General features: G+C 53.0%; 26 protein-coding genes. 1 reads left to right on the top strand and 25 read right to left on the bottom strand.

Translation table 11 applies throughout. The features are described 5' to 3' along the window. Positions 1 to 40: 40 nt before the first annotated feature. From MXMO3_RS09025 to MXMO3_RS09015, 4 genes are read right to left on the bottom strand one after another with little or no spacing between them, the layout of a single operon-like run. Positions 41 to 499, bottom strand: a complete 459-nt coding sequence (locus MXMO3_RS09025; RefSeq protein WP_117395680.1) for a hypothetical protein — start codon at positions 497 to 499, stop codon at positions 41 to 43. 9 nt (positions 500 to 508) lie between these two features. Beyond that, positions 509 to 1,414, bottom strand: a complete 906-nt coding sequence (locus MXMO3_RS09020) for a phage tail tube protein (protein WP_117395679.1) — start codon at positions 1,412 to 1,414, stop codon at positions 509 to 511. A gap of 3 nt (positions 1,415 to 1,417) precedes the next feature. Further along, positions 1,418 to 1,591 carry a hypothetical protein gene (locus MXMO3_RS18670; RefSeq protein ID WP_162889200.1) on the bottom strand — a complete coding sequence of 58 codons (174 nt, stop codon included), beginning with the start codon at positions 1,589 to 1,591 and terminating at the stop codon, positions 1,418 to 1,420. An 8-nt stretch (positions 1,592 to 1,599) separates the two neighbouring features. Further along, positions 1,600 to 2,037, bottom strand: a complete 438-nt coding sequence (locus tag MXMO3_RS09015) for a phage tail terminator-like protein (RefSeq protein WP_117395678.1) — start codon at positions 2,035 to 2,037, stop codon at positions 1,600 to 1,602. Positions 2,038 to 2,052: 15 nt separating this feature from the next. Here MXMO3_RS09015 and MXMO3_RS09010 point away from each other — a divergent pair, with 15 nt between their 5' ends. Beyond that, on the top strand, positions 2,053 to 2,235 hold the full coding sequence (locus MXMO3_RS09010; protein WP_117395677.1) for a hypothetical protein: 183 nt from the start codon (positions 2,053 to 2,055) through the stop codon (positions 2,233 to 2,235). Here the strand turns inward: MXMO3_RS09010 and MXMO3_RS09005 are convergent. From MXMO3_RS09005 to MXMO3_RS08900, 21 genes are all read right to left on the bottom strand, one after another. Next, the gene (locus tag MXMO3_RS09005; RefSeq protein WP_117395676.1) at positions 2,216 to 2,647 is read right to left on the bottom strand and encodes an HK97 gp10 family phage protein; all 432 of its coding nucleotides are present in this window, start codon (positions 2,645 to 2,647) and stop codon (positions 2,216 to 2,218) included. The two genes, MXMO3_RS09010 and MXMO3_RS09005, sit on opposite strands and share 20 nt — an antisense overlap. Continuing rightward, positions 2,648 to 3,694: a phage minor head protein gene (locus MXMO3_RS09000; protein ID WP_117395675.1), complete on the bottom strand. Its 1,047-nt coding sequence runs from the start codon at positions 3,692 to 3,694 to the stop codon at positions 2,648 to 2,650. A 65-nt stretch (positions 3,695 to 3,759) separates the two neighbouring features. Continuing rightward, entirely contained in the window at positions 3,760 to 4,167 is a 408-nt protein-coding gene (locus MXMO3_RS08995) for a hypothetical protein (RefSeq protein ID WP_117395674.1), read from the bottom strand. A gap of 174 nt (positions 4,168 to 4,341) precedes the next feature. Beyond that, positions 4,342 to 4,716, bottom strand: a complete 375-nt coding sequence (locus MXMO3_RS08990; RefSeq protein WP_162889199.1) for a hypothetical protein — start codon at positions 4,714 to 4,716, stop codon at positions 4,342 to 4,344. Between the two features lie 32 nt (positions 4,717 to 4,748). Beyond that, a complete protein-coding gene (locus MXMO3_RS08985) occupies positions 4,749 to 5,159 on the bottom strand; it encodes a hypothetical protein (RefSeq protein WP_117395672.1) in 411 nt (136 codons plus the stop codon). Between the two features lie 3 nt (positions 5,160 to 5,162). Further along, on the bottom strand, positions 5,163 to 5,678 hold the full coding sequence (locus tag MXMO3_RS08980) for a DnaT-like ssDNA-binding protein (protein WP_117395671.1): 516 nt from the start codon (positions 5,676 to 5,678) through the stop codon (positions 5,163 to 5,165). A gap of 10 nt (positions 5,679 to 5,688) precedes the next feature. After that, a complete protein-coding gene (locus tag MXMO3_RS08975; RefSeq protein ID WP_117395670.1) occupies positions 5,689 to 6,075 on the bottom strand; it encodes a hypothetical protein in 387 nt (128 codons plus the stop codon). A 328-nt stretch (positions 6,076 to 6,403) separates the two neighbouring features. Further along, complete coding sequence (locus MXMO3_RS08965) at positions 6,404 to 6,802, bottom strand: hypothetical protein (RefSeq protein WP_117395668.1); 399 nt, start codon at positions 6,800 to 6,802, stop codon at positions 6,404 to 6,406. Positions 6,803 to 6,806: 4 nt separating this feature from the next. Continuing rightward, the gene (locus tag MXMO3_RS08960; protein WP_117395667.1) at positions 6,807 to 7,157 is read right to left on the bottom strand and encodes a hypothetical protein; all 351 of its coding nucleotides are present in this window, start codon (positions 7,155 to 7,157) and stop codon (positions 6,807 to 6,809) included. Positions 7,158 to 7,161: 4 nt separating this feature from the next. Next, positions 7,162 to 7,593 (bottom strand): hypothetical protein, encoded by a 432-nt coding sequence (locus tag MXMO3_RS08955; RefSeq protein WP_117395666.1) that lies wholly within the window; start codon positions 7,591 to 7,593, stop codon positions 7,162 to 7,164. Between the two features lie 54 nt (positions 7,594 to 7,647). Then, positions 7,648 to 8,082 carry a hypothetical protein gene (locus tag MXMO3_RS08950; RefSeq protein WP_117395665.1) on the bottom strand — a complete coding sequence of 145 codons (435 nt, stop codon included), beginning with the start codon at positions 8,080 to 8,082 and terminating at the stop codon, positions 7,648 to 7,650. 59 nt (positions 8,083 to 8,141) lie between these two features. Beyond that, positions 8,142 to 9,491, bottom strand: coding sequence for a phage major capsid protein (locus MXMO3_RS08945; protein ID WP_245985710.1), 1,350 nt, complete (start codon positions 9,489 to 9,491; stop codon positions 8,142 to 8,144). 25 nt (positions 9,492 to 9,516) lie between these two features. Further along, positions 9,517 to 10,200, bottom strand: a complete 684-nt coding sequence (locus MXMO3_RS08940) for an HK97 family phage prohead protease (RefSeq protein ID WP_117395664.1) — start codon at positions 10,198 to 10,200, stop codon at positions 9,517 to 9,519. Further along, positions 10,197 to 10,472: a hypothetical protein gene (locus tag MXMO3_RS08935; RefSeq protein WP_117395663.1), complete on the bottom strand. Its 276-nt coding sequence runs from the start codon at positions 10,470 to 10,472 to the stop codon at positions 10,197 to 10,199. The genes MXMO3_RS08940 and MXMO3_RS08935 overlap by 4 nt, the downstream gene beginning before the upstream one ends. A gap of 5 nt (positions 10,473 to 10,477) precedes the next feature. Continuing rightward, positions 10,478 to 11,899, bottom strand: coding sequence for a phage portal protein (locus MXMO3_RS08930; protein ID WP_117395662.1), 1,422 nt, complete (start codon positions 11,897 to 11,899; stop codon positions 10,478 to 10,480). 10 nt (positions 11,900 to 11,909) lie between these two features. Then, entirely contained in the window at positions 11,910 to 13,526 is a 1,617-nt protein-coding gene (gene terL, locus MXMO3_RS08925) for a phage terminase large subunit (protein ID WP_205468004.1), read from the bottom strand. Continuing rightward, complete coding sequence (locus tag MXMO3_RS08920) at positions 13,495 to 13,950, bottom strand: terminase small subunit (RefSeq protein ID WP_117395661.1); 456 nt, start codon at positions 13,948 to 13,950, stop codon at positions 13,495 to 13,497. Before MXMO3_RS08920 ends, terL begins: the two co-directional genes overlap by 32 nt. Further along, positions 13,916 to 14,458 carry a GIY-YIG nuclease family protein gene (locus MXMO3_RS08915; protein ID WP_117395660.1) on the bottom strand — a complete coding sequence of 181 codons (543 nt, stop codon included), beginning with the start codon at positions 14,456 to 14,458 and terminating at the stop codon, positions 13,916 to 13,918. The genes MXMO3_RS08920 and MXMO3_RS08915 overlap by 35 nt, the downstream gene beginning before the upstream one ends. 87 nt (positions 14,459 to 14,545) lie before the next feature. Next, complete coding sequence (locus tag MXMO3_RS08910; RefSeq protein WP_117395659.1) at positions 14,546 to 15,079, bottom strand: hypothetical protein; 534 nt, start codon at positions 15,077 to 15,079, stop codon at positions 14,546 to 14,548. After that, positions 15,076 to 15,345: a hypothetical protein gene (locus tag MXMO3_RS08905; protein ID WP_117395658.1), complete on the bottom strand. Its 270-nt coding sequence runs from the start codon at positions 15,343 to 15,345 to the stop codon at positions 15,076 to 15,078. The genes MXMO3_RS08910 and MXMO3_RS08905 overlap by 4 nt, the downstream gene beginning before the upstream one ends. Positions 15,346 to 15,422: 77 nt before the next feature. Further along, positions 15,423 to 15,746, bottom strand: coding sequence for a hypothetical protein (locus tag MXMO3_RS08900; RefSeq protein ID WP_117395657.1), 324 nt, complete (start codon positions 15,744 to 15,746; stop codon positions 15,423 to 15,425). Positions 15,747 to 16,188 lie beyond the last annotated feature (442 nt).

Here is a 16,188-nt window from a genome sequence, read left to right as displayed (position 1 = left end):
TATTTCGCCTTAAACGAGATACATTCTACCAGTGATTCCGTCAGCTCTTCATAAAACGGTTGAGATCGTCCGCAGCGTCAAGAACCTGCTCAAGCAGTGTCGGGTGTTTGCTATAAAGAACGATCGCGTTTTCAGCGGTGCACTTAGGCCCCTCGAAACCATCAGGATAACGCCATGAAATGGTGGCTGCAACAGCGTCTTCCATTTGCATTGCATGCAATTCGTTTGAGGTGTCGCCAGTGTATTTAGAACCCTGAGCTGCTGCTGCCCGGCGAGCTTTCCGACCTTTGGGATCGTCCTTCTGCGCGCTGATGCCAAACTTCAGATAAAAATCCTTAAGACGGGCATGCGTTTTTTTGCGGCGAGTGCTGTCTGGGCCGGCCAAAGTGATAAACATGCCGGTCGGTTCACCAGCATCGCTATATACTTCGAATTCCGCCCCTTTCTCTTGACTGTCGACAGAGACGAAATTGGTGTTAAAATCAAAATTCTTGGTCATATTTGATCCTTATGCGGCGGTGCGCGTAATTACCAGCGATGAAGCATCACCAGTGTTGTAGGTGCCAGTGAACGGAAGTTGAGCGAGCAAACCCTCATCAGCTTCCGTGATGCTGCCAGCAGTGTATTTGAGCGAGGAAATATCGAACTGAAGATCCCCGCCTGTGATGCCCTGAAACTCGACGGTCAAAGCGCTTTCAGTTTCATTCAAGAACTTGTTCAACAGAGCTTCGGTTTCAAAGAATGCTGTTGCTGTTCCGGTCACGTCGAACATCCCAATATTGGCGTGGGGCGCGGTATCTGAGCCAATTACATATGGCAAAACACCGTTGTTGCTGATCGACAGTTCCAAAGCCGTCATGTTTGCGGCCGAGCCACCTTCAGTCAAAGTGCCTGTAAAGCCGTCGAACGGATCGTTACCCGCTGTCGCGGTCGAGGTGGTGGCCACCGTGGCAGCGGCTGCGCTCATGCCCCCCAGTCCGAGGACGTTAAAAGCACCGGTGATCATGCCGTTGGGCTGAGCTGAAAAGCTAAAGCCATTCATGAAGCAGCCGGTAAATGGCTGAAACTCTGAGATGTCGTCAAAGCGGCGCTCGAGCGTGAAATACTTGAGCGTTTCCCCAACCTTGAGCACATCAGTTGACCAGGATGAACACATGACGCTTTCAAAGAGGGCGTCAAAATCACCGTATGCCAGCTCGATGGGGATTTCGCCCGCAGCCCGCCGTGTACCGTGCCGCAAATGCGTCCGGTTTCGGTTGCCAATGCGTTCGGACTGGAAATTGTCCTTTTCCACGTTCAACGAAGGATGACCCGCAATGGGGATTTCAACCAGCGTTGGTGTAACTGGTGTGGTGCCGGGAGTAGATTCCTCGACATACCACAACGACTGCTTAAATCGTTGACCTTGTACCATGACTTAATCCCCTTTCTTTTTGGGCTTGAGTTCATCATTGACGCGGACACCGCGCCCTGATTTTTCGTGATTTTTGGCCAACGGTTCATTGGCGACCGTGTAAGTGTCGCCGGGGTTTAGCCAAGCAAGCGGCTTGCCATAGCGGAAGCGCTTGGCCGCTTTCATTTTGATCGTCATTGGTTGCCTCAGCTTCGGTTAGCGTCCGCGCTATAGCGGATCGAGATTGGAATTCGCATTTTAGGATCTTCGGCCCGGGAAATATCCGACCCTACCGTTGGCGGGCGATCGACCCGCACGGTGTACCCGTTGTTTGTCAGATCCAGTGGCGGTTCAAAGTGCTTCGCAATGTCGCCAGCGATTTCGGAAGCGACAGCAAAATTTTGATCCTTTTTGGCGTAAAGGAATATCTGGAAAATTCCCCGGTGCCGGGTTTTGCCTGTGCTGCCCATGGTCGCGAAACTTGGATCATTGCGCAGGATATTGGCCGACAGATAGTTCTCACCGGCTGGCGGTGTAAAATGTTCGTTCGGATAATCAATTTGCAGTGCCGGCGACAGTGTTAAAGCGTCCAGCCTGGCTTTAAGCGCCAACCAAATAGCGACTTCCGGTGTTGGCGTTGCCATGCTACAACCTCATTTATGAGAAAAGACGACAAGCCCCTGACAACGGAACAAGTCCATGATCTATTCCACCAAGCAAGCGAGTTGCTCGGCGGCAAAGTTGTCGAAACCCAAGACGTTGAATTATTGCTGGCCAGCGCCAGATGTGACCTTGAACGCTATCAACGGGCCCTCTTGATCCTTACGGAAAAGCGCGAATAGCCTTGGAAGCGTTTCGATTTACCGTTTCCTGCCACTTTTGCACCTCAAGCCGAACAAATCCATCTTCATACTCTCGAGGTATCGCATAAGAAGCGGTAAAACCCAGGAACAGAACCTCTCGCCCGGCGTCCCACCCGGCAATCACCAACGAAACATCATCTTCACTCGGGCTGTACGACCCTTCCGGTGCATCAGAAGGCGGTCGAGCGTAAGGGTTAATTTGCGGCATTGAAGACGTTGACGCCATAAAGCTGGCCCGCAAGAACCCCGTATCCACTCGCATGTGGCCGCCTTTAGCAACCGGCTTGGTAACGCCGCGGGCAACGTCCTGCGCACTCCCCCTTGCCACGGCATCAATTCTTTGCCTGGACTTCTTTACCCAAGCGGAGATGGACGCGCTGAATGTGGGCATTTAGGCCTGTTCTCCAAACACATCTATCTCGATACGTTCAATGCACCGACAGTTGACAATCTCTTTCGCTGGCGCCCCCAACGAAGTATCGCCGGGATGCATCATTCTTGCGCCATCTGGTGTGATGTATGGAACTTCCAATCCCTGAACTGTTTGACCATCCATAAGGTCGTGCGAATGCCGTACCCTGCTATCCCCGGCGCTGTCCCAAGTGCGGATGACCTGATCTGACCCATAGTTTGTTTTTTCGAGCCCTTGGCGAAATCCTTCTTTGCGCGCGGCGTTGATACTCGCCAAGCTTTCGGTGCGGGCAATGGTTTCGCCACGGTGCGCCAACAGCCGGTCAGCGTATCTGCCAGCGATCCGATCAATCGTGTCAGCATTCAAAGCTCTGCCCTCTCGCAAAGCCTTCGCAACGGTGCTGTCAAACCGCTGATCACGCAATTCACGGCTTAGATAATTTCGCAATGCTGCATTGCTGCCACTGACGAGCTCGTCACGCATCGATTGAACATATTGCGACTGAATGCCCGACAAACCGACTAATCCGCCTGTACGCCTTCCTGTGGCCCGATTAACGCGACCCACGATAGCGACCGCCAAGCGATTGGGGTTACGTCCGCGCGAAAGCCCATCAACCAGAACATCGCGAATGCTGTTTTTTTGTTCGTCAATGATCCGCGTGATCAGGTTTGAAGAATGCCCCCTTAGCCACTGCTCTGCGCGCGGATTGCGCACATCAAACCGAAATACAATCTTTTCGCCCTCGGCATCAATCAGAGTTGGCATATTGCCGACCATAGACGCCCCGCCCGATGCATATGCCTGAGCGATCGCCGCCTCAAGGGCCGAAAACGCCGCTCTTTCAAGGTTGAGCGCATCGATCGCGCCATCAATGTCACCGCGTTTCAATCGATCAGCGAAGACCCGTAAAACGATATTTGACCGAATGTCTTCAATACTCTCCAGAAAGGCCGTTTTGACAACTGGATTATATCGGTCCAGCAAAGCATCGATCTGCTTTCTGAGTGATGGTCTACGCGCCATGTTAACCCCATAAAAAAAGCCCCGCTATGCGAGGCTGGGAACTTTGATTGTATGGCAGGCTTTGGCTAACATGTCTTGATCTGTATCGCACCAATTCCCCGCAGCGCAGACATAACGCCTTCCTTTTGAACCAGTGCTTCAAAGTCGTCCACCGTCACCACAGGACCATCAGTCTTTACATGCTGCCATCTCCAGCCATGTTGCTTTAAAGTTTCAGCAATGTGATCATCAACCGAAGCAGCCGGACCTGAACAGTACCAATCTATATAGCTGCCATCTTCTCTAATACCTGCGATCAACCCACCAGCTTCGCGAAACGAATATGATACGATCTTTTCACCGCTCAACCATTCTATATTGGTGAGTGATGACCAAAGGCGGGTACAGAACTCGTCATCGGTTTGGATTTGATACCCAAAAGCCTTATCGATTGTATCTTCAAAGCTATCTCGACCGTGCTGAATGACTGTCATGATCTTATTGCGCCTCTGCCCAAAACTTCCACCAAGCAACCCAATCAACTTGATCGGATTTAATTGTCCCGGTGAATTTAGCCTCAACCGTCCCCTCTATCGAAAACCCTTCATGCTCGACTGGCTCCCACTTCTGAGAGTGCTCATTAAATGTGAGAACTTCAAAGTTCGCCATCATTCAAGCAAACTGTCATTGAAGTTTAGTCCCGCCTTGGACGCAACCCCGCTCTTAAAGTTGAACACACCCCACGGCAGAACTTCGCCAGCCAGTGCTCGACCTTCTGGTACAGGCATGTGAATAGCAACCTGTCCATATGGCGCGGCCCTTGGCTTATACCGCTCAATCAAATCAACGCATTCTTGCTTTGTGATTGCCTTCTTGACCGTGATCGCGACGAGGGCGCCGTTCTTGCCACCGTTTAGCGAAGTGGTAGTTATGCTTTTGATAAGACCCAAAAGCCTGACTGATTTAGCGAACTCAGCCATGCCAGCGGCTATTTTAGTCGGATCAGGTAGCCATTGATTTGATGAAGTTGTTTTCATGTTCAAATATTACCTTCAGCCAACGCTGAATGCAACTCTTATCCCCTTACAATGAACTTCCAAACAATTGCCGTTCCCGCCTTGGGTACGCGCATGGTTCGGATGACTTCGACCTCTTTTCCATCAATGCTGATCTGGTCGCCTGGCTTCGCCTCGAATGCCTCTTCAACTTCTGTGACGGGCGAACCGTCAACATGAGTTTTGGTCATGACAGCAGAAGCTGTCACCATTGCATCGGTGGCAAAGATTGTGGTCCCGTCAATAAACTTGTCGGCCACTGCCCTGGTGGTGCTGTTCAGCCGATAGGTGACTGTGTTGTCAGGGACAGGCTCCCAGGGTTCATCCGGGTTTGGTGCGCCGGGCGTTGTGCGCTTGAGGGTGACCGTGCCTTGGTTGAACTCTGTCAACAGTTCGGTGGCAACGGCTTGCATGTCATCGTAAAAGCCCACGACTTACCTCCAGTGCCAGCTTCCGCCGCGCTGCATGCCATTCAGAACGGGCCCCAGCATGGTTTCGATCTGGCCATATTTCGTCTCTGGAGATGCGCCTTCAAAAAACTCTCGCTCAACCGCTCCGTCAACCTTGTTTCGCTTCACCATTCCGCCCCGGGCCGCATCGCTCGAAAGAGCAGCGCTCAAGGCCCGAACGGCGAGATCCGCATTCGCATCCACTATTTCTTGCGGCAGTTCGGGCAGCAGAAAGCCCGCATCATCAAATGCATTGCTTCGTGGCCATTGCAGGCCCTGAACATATCCTTTGCGGTGGCCGCGATAAAACCGACCATATCGAGCATCCAAATGACCGGCTGCTTCGCGCAGCGCGCCCTCTTTTTCGCCGGACGATGCTGCGTTCCAAGTCGTATAAAAACTTGAATGAGTGCGGTTACCCCAATAGGTGTCAGCGTCGGCAACAGAAACATAAGCTTCAGCGCCGGAGACGCCGGTGCCATCTTCAACGGTAAGTGCCATTGGTTTCCCCTTAAACGTCAACGTCGCGAATGATGGTTGCCGTGCCTTCTAGAATGCGTGTTACATCACCGGCGCCTGATGTGATGTGAACCGTGTAGGCCCGCACAATGTCTTGCAGCTCGTCCCGTTCATACTCCTCCCGGTTGCCCAGGACCGCATCGGCAAATGCGCCATATCCGGTCAGACTTCCTTCGCCCAAGTCTTCTGTTTGGGCTGATGTAAGAGAAAGCGTAACCGTCCCGGCCGCTCCACCAAGGGCAACGCTGCCGGTTCCCCAACCCGCGATTTTGAATGTTGCGGTATATCCGGTTAGATCGATCGGAGAACTCCCGCCGTAGGTATAAACGTATGACCATGTTTCGCTTTGCCGAATGGTCAGGTTTTGACGAACAGTCATTGATCCATCCTTGGTTGGGGTTGGCCAGACTTGGACCAAACCAGCACATTCCAGTCCCGGGAGTCAGTCTCAGCCAGAACCTGGCAAGCGCGTTCCACGTCTTTGGGAAACCGCACGAACAACTGTGGCGTAACGGCATGATTATGCCCGCAACAACAACCGCCCGTTTCTATGCCAGCAGCCCAAACCGCCTTCACCTGTTCAACGATGCAGGTGTCCAGACAAACAAACTCTTTTTGCGAGTGTGGGAAAAAATCCCGATATCTAACGGGTGTCTCGGCCATAGAACCGCCCAGCTCGGGGCGATTGTACGACCGACAGTTACACATCACTCGTTGGCCAATTGCGCTTCAACAAACTCCGCCTGTTTTTCGGGAGGCAGTTTGTTAAATGCTTTGGCATCGGCCTTTGTCAATTTCAAAGGCAGCTTTTCATCACCCTTGAAGATAAACCAGCTACCGCGGCCCACATGTTTGGCCGTGTAGACGCCAGAGTTGTTGTCGCCCCCTGCACCCCCTTTGTTTTCCTGAGAACCTGAGTTCATCTTGTTTTCCGGGGCCCCCGGAGCCTTTTTCTCACCATCGAGCGAGATGTACCGTTCTTTCAAAAGGCCGGGAAGCAGATCCTCGGGAATTGCGGGGTTCGGGACTTCATCAACTTTCGCCTCATGAGACGTAACGCCGTCTGTTGAGTAGGTGAAGTTTTTGAGTACATGAAGTTCGGTCATGATTTTATCCAATCAGTGCAATGAATTTTCCGGTTTTGGCGTTGCCACCACTGGAGACCACGATCTTGATGCGGTCATGGGCGGCAACGATAGGCACCTCGGTTAGTGTCGAAGCGCCGCCTGTATCCAGGTTGGCAGGGGCAACCGGATAATCTGACTTGCTGGCATTCACGTCTGTCTCGGTCCAAAGGCTTTCGCCGGTTGCCTCGAGCGTGATGTCAAAATCCACGCCGGTTGCATAATCGTCTTTGACATAATGAATGGACCAGATGCGCCCTTGAGAGACCGGGATATAACCCGTTCCATCGCCGGACGCATCAGTCGTGACATCAACCGATTTGCGTTCTACAAACATCGGTTTAAACCGTAGTTGCTGGTGGCGCAGCAACACCAGCGGAGCCGACCAAAATCCACCCCACCGTGTCGTCGACATATTCCAGATCAACGATGTCGCCAGCATCTGCAAACACGATTGTCGCAAACCCCGAACAGGTTGCCGGAGTCAACGTGCCATCGCCGCCGCCATCAGCAACCAATGCAATGTTGATCTTTTGGCCCGGTGTCCCGTCGGCAAGAGTTAACGCCTCCGCGTCGGCACCTGTGGTTTTGGCCACATAACGGGCGGTGACTGGAATGGCGAGTTCATCGGCAGCCACGCTCTCGGAAGCGATGAAGCGGCTATCAGTGAAAGTAGAGCCGCTGGCAAGTACCAAGGTGCCGTTGATGGTTAGCGTTCCACCGACAATCCATGTTTCGCCGCCCTGTTCAGCATAGTTTGATGTGTTGGGCATGAGGCCCTCCTTTTAAATCAGGCAAAAGGCGGGACCACAGCCCCGCCCGTTATTTTATGATGGTGGGTTGTCAGTCGGCGCGTGACGCGGATTACCCAAGATCGCGACACCGGCAATAAAGATATTGCCAGAATCGTTACCCGAAGGCGTAACGGTCATGCGCACATAGCGCTTCCCGCCCTTGTAACCGATCTTGCGGCACTCAACGTCATCAGCAAACGTGAAACCCGCATCGGCTTCAGTGCCGATCAATTGACTGTCAGCAACAGCAGCGTTGTCGGTCAGGGACGCATTGTCGCCGTCCTCGACCAAAACTGCGAAGGTCGCATCAGCATCTGTGTTGGTGCCTGTGATAAGAACGAGTTCACAAGCCTCATAACCAGACGTGTCGATGATGGCCGAAACAATGGCCGTGTTATCGGTGCGGGCCGCCACAGGGGCGATCAAAGGCACCGGATGAATGATATTGTGTAGGTCGCGAGATGCCATTTGGCTAACTCCCTATTTGGATTTAAACGGGGGCCGGGGCCGAAGCCCCAACCAATTCGTTAAGCGGAGATTTTCAGCTTTTGGATCGCCTCAGGCAAAACAACCTGACCGCCCACGCGCTTGCGCATGATGAAGCGGACATTGCCGGAAGTGGCCTGAGTGTACGGGTCGCGAAGCATTTCCATAGTCACCCGGTCAACCCAAGTGTACGCACGGCGGAAATCGCCGTATGCGATCGGATAAAGGCCCGCGCCAACATCTGGCATGTCCGGCATTTCCACATAGGGATCGCCATCGATGGTATTGGGTGCGCCCTGGGCAACGCCTGGAATCCACAGATAATTACCCGAACCGTCTTTCAAACGGCGGACCTTGCCGATGGTTGTCCGGTTCATTACCCATGAAGCATTGCGCGCATATGCGGTTTTAATCGCATGCTTAAGCTCCAAGAGGCCATCACCGTCAGTCAAATCGGCAGCTTCGCCTTGGTTGGTCTCACCAACATTGCTGTTTGTCATGAAGCCTTCTGGTTTACCAATGCCGTCGCCGGTCACGAATGCTGTACCTTCAGCTACAGAGAATTGCTCTGAAGATTCTTCGCTGATCTCGGCTTGCATGTTGAATGCGCTGTCTTCAAGCATTTGGTTGGAAATGTCGATCAGTGCATAAAACTCATGAGTTGGCACTTCTTCCAAGCCATAGGTCAAACCAGTGGTTTCAGATTTGCTGCCATGCTCGGCAACCCATTGCGCGGCAAACTGACCGGTGCGCTTAGGAATTTCAACGGACCGGTTGGCAGTTTGGCGAACCCGCGCAAGTGAACGAACAGGGCTCAACAGGGTTTCGGCCTTGATGATCTCGCGTACGAACTCGGCAGGCGCAAGGTGTCCGCCAGCACTAGAAGTGCCGACGTTCAACGCCTTCCACTCCTGCTCTACATCTTCAATGGCCTTGCGCTGGTTTTCCGACAAATTGGCCGCGCCGATGATGTGGTGTGCCACAACAGCCCGCGCCCAATCGTTCACGCGATCCTGTTTGGTTTCAGTGTTACCTGTAGGAGACCGCTTGATGGCCGTTTCGAGGGCGTCGAAGTTTTCCTGAAGCTCTTTGAGAGCCTTGGCATTCTTCTCAGCCATTGTGGCCTTTTGGTTCACGTCCTCGAACTTATCCAGAACAGCATTGATCCGTTCGGTTTTTTCTTCCGACAGGATATCCGCGGTGCCGATCTTTTCAATTTGCGACAGACGATCATCGTTGGCCTGCTTGAACTCTTCAAACGCATGCATGAAGTTTTCGATTGCGTTCTTCGACTCCGATCCTGTGGCGCGATTACCGCCGCCATTATCGTTCTTGCGCTCGATTGGACGCGCTGAAGCGCTAGCCGAGCCTTTAAGCAAGTGCTTATTCATTTTGGTATTCCTTTTTGGGAGAGAACTAAGCTCGCATTTTTTCTGCGAGCTGTGAAAGTGCGCTGATTTCATCAGCACTCATTGCGCCGTCCTCGTCCCGAGGCTCCAGCGACTTAAATCCGCCACTGGCAATCGATTTTGCCTGGGCGTGAGAGAACCCACCTACGTCCCGTAGGAAAGTCTCAAATTCTCGAATGGTCTTGATATTCGCTGCGTTTTTCACCGCGCTTACCGTGGCCATTTCATTCATTGCGAAGGTAACCACAGACACTTCGAGCAATTCAGCACGCGTGATGGTGCGAATGTCATTGTCCCGATCGTATTCATAGTCTGTAACCCGGTAACCGATCGACAAACCGTCAATGGCCCCGGCCTTCATCATCTCATAGGTTTCTTTGCCCGCTTGGGTGCTCAGCAGCAACTGACCGCGAACGAACAGCCCCTTCTGATTGGAAGACATTTGAACCCACGTTCCAATTGGTGACCGTGTGTCATGCTGCCAAAGCATACGTACACGCGACGCCGGACGACTTCGCAGGCTTTCATCAAATGCGCCGGCGCGAACGATATCCCCGCCGCTGTCAACATTGCCGTATGTGGAGGCATAGCCTTCGAACTGGCCATCTTCATTTACGGCTTTGGTGTCGAGCTCGAGGACGCCCCCGATTTCACCATTGAACTGACCGTCTTTGGTTTCAATGCGGATCATTCCTGCACTCCTTCGGTTTTCGGTAAAGGCTCGGGTTCCGGGCCAACTTCAATTTTTACTGGCGGGTGAGCTGCGCCCAAAACCCGCAAATGAACTGGTGCGCCATTCACCAGAGCCTTCAACTCTTCAACGCTCGGATACCAAGCCGTCACCATGCTGGTGCACATGCCCGCGGTTCCGTCATTGACAATTTCGTCACGAACCGGCAACCCCAAATACCCTTGTGATTTACCAAGCACCCGCGTCGCGTCTCTTACCCGTCCGATCATCATCAGATTTATTCCTGCTCATCTTCGTTGCCGGATTGGTCAGTAAGCGCGGCCACAGCGTCTTCTGCGTCACCGACCATGTCCGGAGCGTCGAGCAACCAGTTTTCAAATGATTGATCACCAATCAAGCCGACGCTTTTCAAATAGGTGAACAGTGGCAAATACATTGCCGGTTCATCCTGTGCCGCCTTAACCAGCGACGAAAGAACAGATCCGTCCACCTTGCGCTGCGGCATGTCGGGTTGCGGCTCGAACTGCATGGCCTCGCGGCCTTCATCCCGCGAAATAAGCCCGCTGTCCCACAGCTTGGTGGTTTGCTCTTGGCGTTGCTCGCGCCGAAGAGATAGCGCCTCAATCTCATCGAGATTAGGCTTCAGGTACAAATCTTCTTGAAACTGTGGAGACAGCCAACCATTGAGATGGTCGGTCAGGTCATTGAAAAGGGGCAAAACTGTATCTTCATAATAGCCCAGCTTTGCCTCGCGCTTGTTGTTGTATGTCGATTGACCAGGCAACAGCAATTCAATCGGCACCCCGAACGCTGCACAAATATCACGCGCTGCGTCGAGCTTGGATTCCGTGAGCTGCAATTGCTCCATCGTCATGCCGAAGCTTACCCAATCCACATTCCCGCCAAGGGTCATCGGGCGCCCCGCGTTTCGCGATCCTGTATACCGATCGAGCATCCGCTTTTCGGCCTCTTTGATCACGTCTTCAGGGGCCGATTGATACATGCCATCGGCACCTTTCACCGGTTTGAAAACCATAGCGCCAGAAGGCGTCGCCCCGTTTTGCAGCACGGCCATATTGTGAGCGCCCGCCTCGTTGTGGCGGTCGACGGCATAGGCCGCAGGCTCCACCAATGATAGGCCATACCAATCATCGGTTGGGTGAAAGCGGCGAACGTGCAGGACTTCACAAAATCCGGTTACTGGGTCGACCTGCCAATCTTTATGCTTGCCGCCCGCTTCATATCGATACGCCTGGGGCAAGCCATTTTGACCCGCAATTACTTTCATTCGATCGGGACGCAACGACCAAAGCTCGCGGGGCGGCGCTTTTCGGCGCGACGGCCCTACAGCCTCGAGATATGAGTTGCCAGCCAACTGCCAATATGTGGCCAAAGACTCCAGCAGCCAAGCTTTGGTATGGCCGGGCGCCGGTTTGTGCAACAGATCAAGCATCGGGTGCTCATCAACATCCTTGCCCTTGCCGTCGCTCAATATCCAAGGAATGGATGCGACACACTGGGCAGTCATTGAAACACACCGGAAGCCGATCGCATTTCTGATAAAGGCTTCCTCGGACAGTTGGCCGAAGTCCCGCTTGGTCCAAACGGGCTGACCTACCTGTCCGCCAGAAACGACGAAGCCCGCAGAGGAAGACTTTTCCTCGCGGTTAAACCAAGTACGGGGATCTAAAAGCTTCATAAATATGTCCTTACGATCCTACGTACCATTCAAATTGTTGAACCGGCGCTATCTCGTTAAAGGCCCGGGAGCTTGCATCGACAATGTCCTTCAGCTTGCCACCGGGGAACATTTCGACTTCATCCAGAAACATTTCGTTCCAAGGGCCCTCGAGAATATCCACGTTTCCGGCTTCGCATTGAGCTGAAAACGGCTCCGCGCGAGTTATTTTGTCGCCACTTTCAGGTGTCGCCCGGACATTGTGACCGGCCAACATTGTAACGAGTTGCTGCGCCTGATCCTTACCCGCTTGACCGGGGTCTTTTGGCAATGAAATGCGAATACCAGCGAATTTGGCTTCATCCTGATCGGCTGTGTTTTTGATCAGCTTTCGGACGCCGCCCGGAGTTTCTCGCTCCGCGGTGCAGTGGGCAACGATAAATCGACCATCAGGCATCCGGCCAATCACCACCCCGGCTGTGCGGGCTGAAGTCGGGTTATCCTTTGTTGCAGCCAAGTCCCAACCCCTACAAAAAACCGTACCTGCCGGAACAGCTTTCACGGTGTTGAAATATGCTCGTTTGAACATACCCCCGCCACGCGGCGCTGGGCGTTGCTGGTTTTGTCCTGCATGACCAACAGACCCCAGCGAAACCTTGTCGCGCTCAACCACGGTGCGCGGAAACCGGTCTTCAAATAACAATTCACCGTCTTTGGTGCGCTGATCCTGACAATAGACCGTCTTCATCTGCGCTTTTTCTACATACTCGCGGCGGCCCTCAGGGATTTCGGCATCTTCGGGATACCAAACTTGCTTTTGCGCATCGTAGCGCGCCTTGATGGGCTTTGACTTCATGTGTGAGGGCTTCACAACGGTGTAACAGCGGCGTTCCGGCTCATACTCCATTGGAAGCATCAAATGCTCATAACCAAGCTTTTTTGCCAGCGCCACGCCGGTTGTATCACCTTCATGCAAGCGCTGCATGACAATGACGATGGCCGATTTCTTGGGGTCGCTCAAACGGTTGGGCACCGCCTCAAGAAACGTTTCCTGCGCGTTTAACCTGTCCGCGTCGGACTTCGCTTGGCCAACCGAAAGCGGATCGTCGATAATTACGCGATCGCCACGCTCACCTGTAAGAGATCCGAAGGACATAGCAGCCCGAAAACCGGACTTGTCATTCTCAAACTTCAGTGTCGAATTTTGGTCCGGCATCAGATCAAACTGATTACCCCACCGCGCCCTGTACCAATCCGACTGCACCAACCGGCGCGCCTTGATATTGTCACGTTTGGCCAGCGATTCCTTATATGACGTGGCCAACGTGCGCAGCCAGGGCTTGTTCAACGGCCCCCATTCCCAGGTCGGCCAGAAAACACCAACCGTCAGCGACTTCATTGTGCCAGGCGGCACATTGATAATCAGCCGATTGATTTGGTCGTCGGTCACCGCCTTTAGGTGGTCAGATACGGCATCAATATGCCACCCATGGGAATAGGCCCGGCCCGGCTCTAAAACATGCCAGGCGCCTTTAATATACGCCGACAACGACACGCCAGCGGCTTCTGCTTCTTCAGCGATGCGGCTATCAGCATCTCGGCGTTGACGCTCGGCCCTAACCTTCTGAAGCATCTCCTTCGGTGTCATCGGCAATGCCACTGAACGCGGCCTCGAGTGCTGCAAGCTGGTCATCGGTCAGGTTTGTCACATCCATGGTTGGGATTGGACCACCGTGCGGACCGGCGATCTCTTTTTTAGCCGGGGCATGAGACCCTTGCATCTTGTTCGCCTCCGCGATGGCAGAAATGGCCACACGCGCGTCATTTTCTTTTTGCGCATCATGGATAGCCTTGAGAGAAGAAAGCCTCTCAGCGGCTGTCCATTCAGCCTTATCAGCCAATTTCTTTTGCCTCGCAGCGATTGCCGAAGCAATGTTAGGTTTTGTCAGGTTTTCACTGGCAACTTGTCGAGCGGTCTTTGGGCTATATCCTGCCCGAATAGCGGCTTGAGTTGCATTGAGGTCGACAAGAAATTCATCAACAAACCGTTGTTGCTTCGCTGTTAGGGTCATTGTCCAACCGCTCTGTTCCTGTATTCGCCATTCCAGATAATATGTTTACCCTCATTTCGCGAAGCTCGCGGATAACACCGAAAGCCACGGCCCATTGTTCTTGGGTTGTTGGCACTCCATTGAAGGCAGAAGCTACCCGCCCCGCCAACTGCGCTAGACCTTGTTCGATCTGAAGCAATGCGCGCTCATCGTCGCTGCGCTGACCCGGTTTTATGTTGGTCAGATTTTCGATGCCAATCTTGTCAATTTCTTCACGTTCGCGACTAAACGCTTGACTTTCGGTTAGGCCGGTGACGATACGATCAATTTTCACGCCTGCGCCCTCCGCTTCGATTTCGAGAATGCGCCGGGTCTTAAATGGGTTCACACCGCACCAACTGCGAGCATCACGAATGTGAGATTTGTCGCGATCACCAGATCCTTTACCCACATAGAATACTTCGCCGTTGCGGGCATCGGTCAGCGTATAGACATAAAAGCCATGCCTTGCATTTTTGAGTCTGGGCATACTTTCCGCCTATCTTGATCAACCGGCCAGTTTACCGGCCACTTAACCAACGATCTAATTATCTAAACCCCGTAATTTTGGAGACCTTCACACCGAAAGAACATTGAATGGCGCCCGCACATAGGCATTGAGTGACGCGGCAGCTTCAAGCGCTGTCTTAATCCGATCCTTCGGCTTTTGGCCGTTTGTGGCGAATAGCGCACCCAAGGCGACCTCACGGCCACAACCGCATGCGGCGTACCCGCTCAACGCCTCTCCCACTTGGTAATCGGATTCGATCTCGAACAAGCGCCCTTTATAACCGACCAGAAAAGTCCCGCCTTCTTCCGCAGAGCTATCGACGCGCGCGAACCCGCCGCGCTTCAGACAGTCTCGAACTGCATCGACAAATGACGTGACCATATAATCGTACAGATCTGTCTCATCGTAGTGCTTGGGCGGCTCAAACGAATGCGCCAGCAGTTGCCCCATGCGAAACGATGAAGTGAAACCGATGATAAAATCGCCCACGCGACAAACCTTAGGGTCTTTCCGCACTGTCATTAGTGAACCGGAAACCCCAGCGCTATCGCCGCCGATATAGATATCACCATTTTCGACCAGCCCAACAATGCATGTCATTCTGTTTTTCCTGCTTCTTTCGGAGACTTCCCCAGCGAGTAATCTATGATTTCCTGCGCTGTCGGGCCTTTGTACTTCACCGGATCGTGGTCGTGTGCGCGGAATGCCCAGTTCACGCCAACGTCTTCCATTTTGTGCAGCGCATCCATTATTGAAACCCTAAGCCCGCTGGGTGCTCCACCGTTTGGGAAATGATGATCCACAATCGCGTGAGCAATATCTGCATAGTTTTTCATCGGCCAGTGATCGTCATTTGCTGGCTGCATGCTACCCCCATAAAGAGACCCCGCAACGGTTTGGCCGAAGCGGGGCTATGATCTTGGAACGATTTCGGTCTACCTGGCTAACACTGAAGAATGGGGTTGTTTTGGCTTTGATATTGGCCGGAGCCGAATTTGTCGTGCGTCAGCGCTTTATCTGTAATTGACTTGGCGCCACGCCATCGATCTTCAAACAAGGTCATCAACTGGCGGGCCATAGCGCCGAAGCGGAGGGCTTGGAGAGCGTCCAGCGGTCGGGTGACCACATAATCAATCAAAATGTCCAAGGCATGGACCGTGAATTCAATCGACCGATCGATGGCGGCCTCGGCGACCGCCTTCAGTCCTGAAATCATTGCAATCGACAACGAATAAATCAACGAACGAAGCACATATGGCTTTCTCATCGGTTTTCCTTTCGGTTTGAGCGAATAAATCCCGTCAGATCGAAGGTTGCTGGCGGCAGGAAGTCCTCTATCCTGCTAGGCACCCGTATCCGCTCGCTATCTCCGCTTATTCCCAAATTCGTTTCACCTCTTGCGAGATGTGGGGCAGTGCGTTGCGTACTGTGGTTTTTCCCATGCTGCTTAAGCAAATTGCAGCGCCAGCCATAAAAAACGCCGCCCGAAGGCAGCGAATCTAATTTCTGAAACAATTCTTCCATCTTACTGGGAATACACGTATTTATGCGTGATTTGCGCAACATCTCAAAGCCGACTTTATGTCACCGTTTGAAACCTACCCCGAGAGAGATAGCCATCTCCCGTTCAAGAACGAAAAGTATGCGCCCTTCTCTTATCCCATCAATGTAAACACTTCCATTGATTTTCAAATTGCTGGGGTCAACAG

The organism is Maritalea myrionectae, from assembly GCF_003433515.1.
In the GTDB taxonomy this organism is placed as follows: Bacteria; Pseudomonadota; Alphaproteobacteria; order Rhizobiales; family Devosiaceae; genus Maritalea; species Maritalea myrionectae.
This window is presented reverse-complemented; position numbering and strand designations above follow the sequence as displayed.

What these genes read in the sequence shown, in the direction of transcription:
- MXMO3_RS08965 (WP_117395668.1), bottom strand. Translation starts at nt 6,802, where the DNA reads ATGACCGAACTTCATGTACTCAAAAACTTCACCTACTCAACAGACGGC.
- MXMO3_RS08930 (WP_117395662.1), bottom strand. Translation starts at nt 11,899, where the DNA reads ATGAAGCTTTTAGATCCCCGTACTTGGTTTAACCGCGAGGAAAAGTCT.
- terL (WP_205468004.1), bottom strand. Translation starts at nt 13,526, where the DNA reads ATGACACCGAAGGAGATGCTTCAGAAGGTTAGGGCCGAGCGTCAACGC.
- MXMO3_RS08950 (WP_117395665.1), bottom strand. Translation starts at nt 8,082, where the DNA reads ATGGCATCTCGCGACCTACACAATATCATTCATCCGGTGCCTTTGATC.
- MXMO3_RS09020 (WP_117395679.1), bottom strand. Translation starts at nt 1,414, where the DNA reads ATGGTACAAGGTCAACGATTTAAGCAGTCGTTGTGGTATGTCGAGGAA.
- MXMO3_RS08995 (WP_117395674.1), bottom strand. Translation starts at nt 4,167, where the DNA reads ATGACAGTCATTCAGCACGGTCGAGATAGCTTTGAAGATACAATCGAT.
- MXMO3_RS18670 (WP_162889200.1), bottom strand. Translation starts at nt 1,591, where the DNA reads ATGACGATCAAAATGAAAGCGGCCAAGCGCTTCCGCTATGGCAAGCCG.
- MXMO3_RS09000 (WP_117395675.1), bottom strand. Translation starts at nt 3,694, where the DNA reads ATGGCGCGTAGACCATCACTCAGAAAGCAGATCGATGCTTTGCTGGAC.
- MXMO3_RS08915 (WP_117395660.1), bottom strand. Translation starts at nt 14,458, where the DNA reads ATGCCCAGACTCAAAAATGCAAGGCATGGCTTTTATGTCTATACGCTG.
- MXMO3_RS09015 (WP_117395678.1), bottom strand. Translation starts at nt 2,037, where the DNA reads ATGGCAACGCCAACACCGGAAGTCGCTATTTGGTTGGCGCTTAAAGCC.
- MXMO3_RS08935 (WP_117395663.1), bottom strand. Translation starts at nt 10,472, where the DNA reads ATGATGATCGGACGGGTAAGAGACGCGACGCGGGTGCTTGGTAAATCA.
- MXMO3_RS08980 (WP_117395671.1), bottom strand. Translation starts at nt 5,678, where the DNA reads ATGGCACTTACCGTTGAAGATGGCACCGGCGTCTCCGGCGCTGAAGCT.
- MXMO3_RS08960 (WP_117395667.1), bottom strand. Translation starts at nt 7,157, where the DNA reads ATGTTTGTAGAACGCAAATCGGTTGATGTCACGACTGATGCGTCCGGC.
- MXMO3_RS08945 (WP_245985710.1), bottom strand. Translation starts at nt 9,491, where the DNA reads ATGAATAAGCACTTGCTTAAAGGCTCGGCTAGCGCTTCAGCGCGTCCA.
- MXMO3_RS08940 (WP_117395664.1), bottom strand. Translation starts at nt 10,200, where the DNA reads ATGATCCGCATTGAAACCAAAGACGGTCAGTTCAATGGTGAAATCGGG.
- MXMO3_RS08910 (WP_117395659.1), bottom strand. Translation starts at nt 15,079, where the DNA reads ATGACATGCATTGTTGGGCTGGTCGAAAATGGTGATATCTATATCGGC.
- MXMO3_RS09025 (WP_117395680.1), bottom strand. Translation starts at nt 499, where the DNA reads ATGACCAAGAATTTTGATTTTAACACCAATTTCGTCTCTGTCGACAGT.
- MXMO3_RS08920 (WP_117395661.1), bottom strand. Translation starts at nt 13,950, where the DNA reads ATGACCCTAACAGCGAAGCAACAACGGTTTGTTGATGAATTTCTTGTC.
- MXMO3_RS09005 (WP_117395676.1), bottom strand. Translation starts at nt 2,647, where the DNA reads ATGCCCACATTCAGCGCGTCCATCTCCGCTTGGGTAAAGAAGTCCAGG.
- MXMO3_RS08905 (WP_117395658.1), bottom strand. Translation starts at nt 15,345, where the DNA reads ATGCAGCCAGCAAATGACGATCACTGGCCGATGAAAAACTATGCAGAT.
- MXMO3_RS09010 (WP_117395677.1), top strand. Translation starts at nt 2,053, where the DNA reads ATGAGAAAAGACGACAAGCCCCTGACAACGGAACAAGTCCATGATCTA.
- MXMO3_RS08900 (WP_117395657.1), bottom strand. Translation starts at nt 15,746, where the DNA reads ATGAGAAAGCCATATGTGCTTCGTTCGTTGATTTATTCGTTGTCGATT.
- MXMO3_RS08975 (WP_117395670.1), bottom strand. Translation starts at nt 6,075, where the DNA reads ATGACTGTTCGTCAAAACCTGACCATTCGGCAAAGCGAAACATGGTCA.
- MXMO3_RS08955 (WP_117395666.1), bottom strand. Translation starts at nt 7,593, where the DNA reads ATGCCCAACACATCAAACTATGCTGAACAGGGCGGCGAAACATGGATT.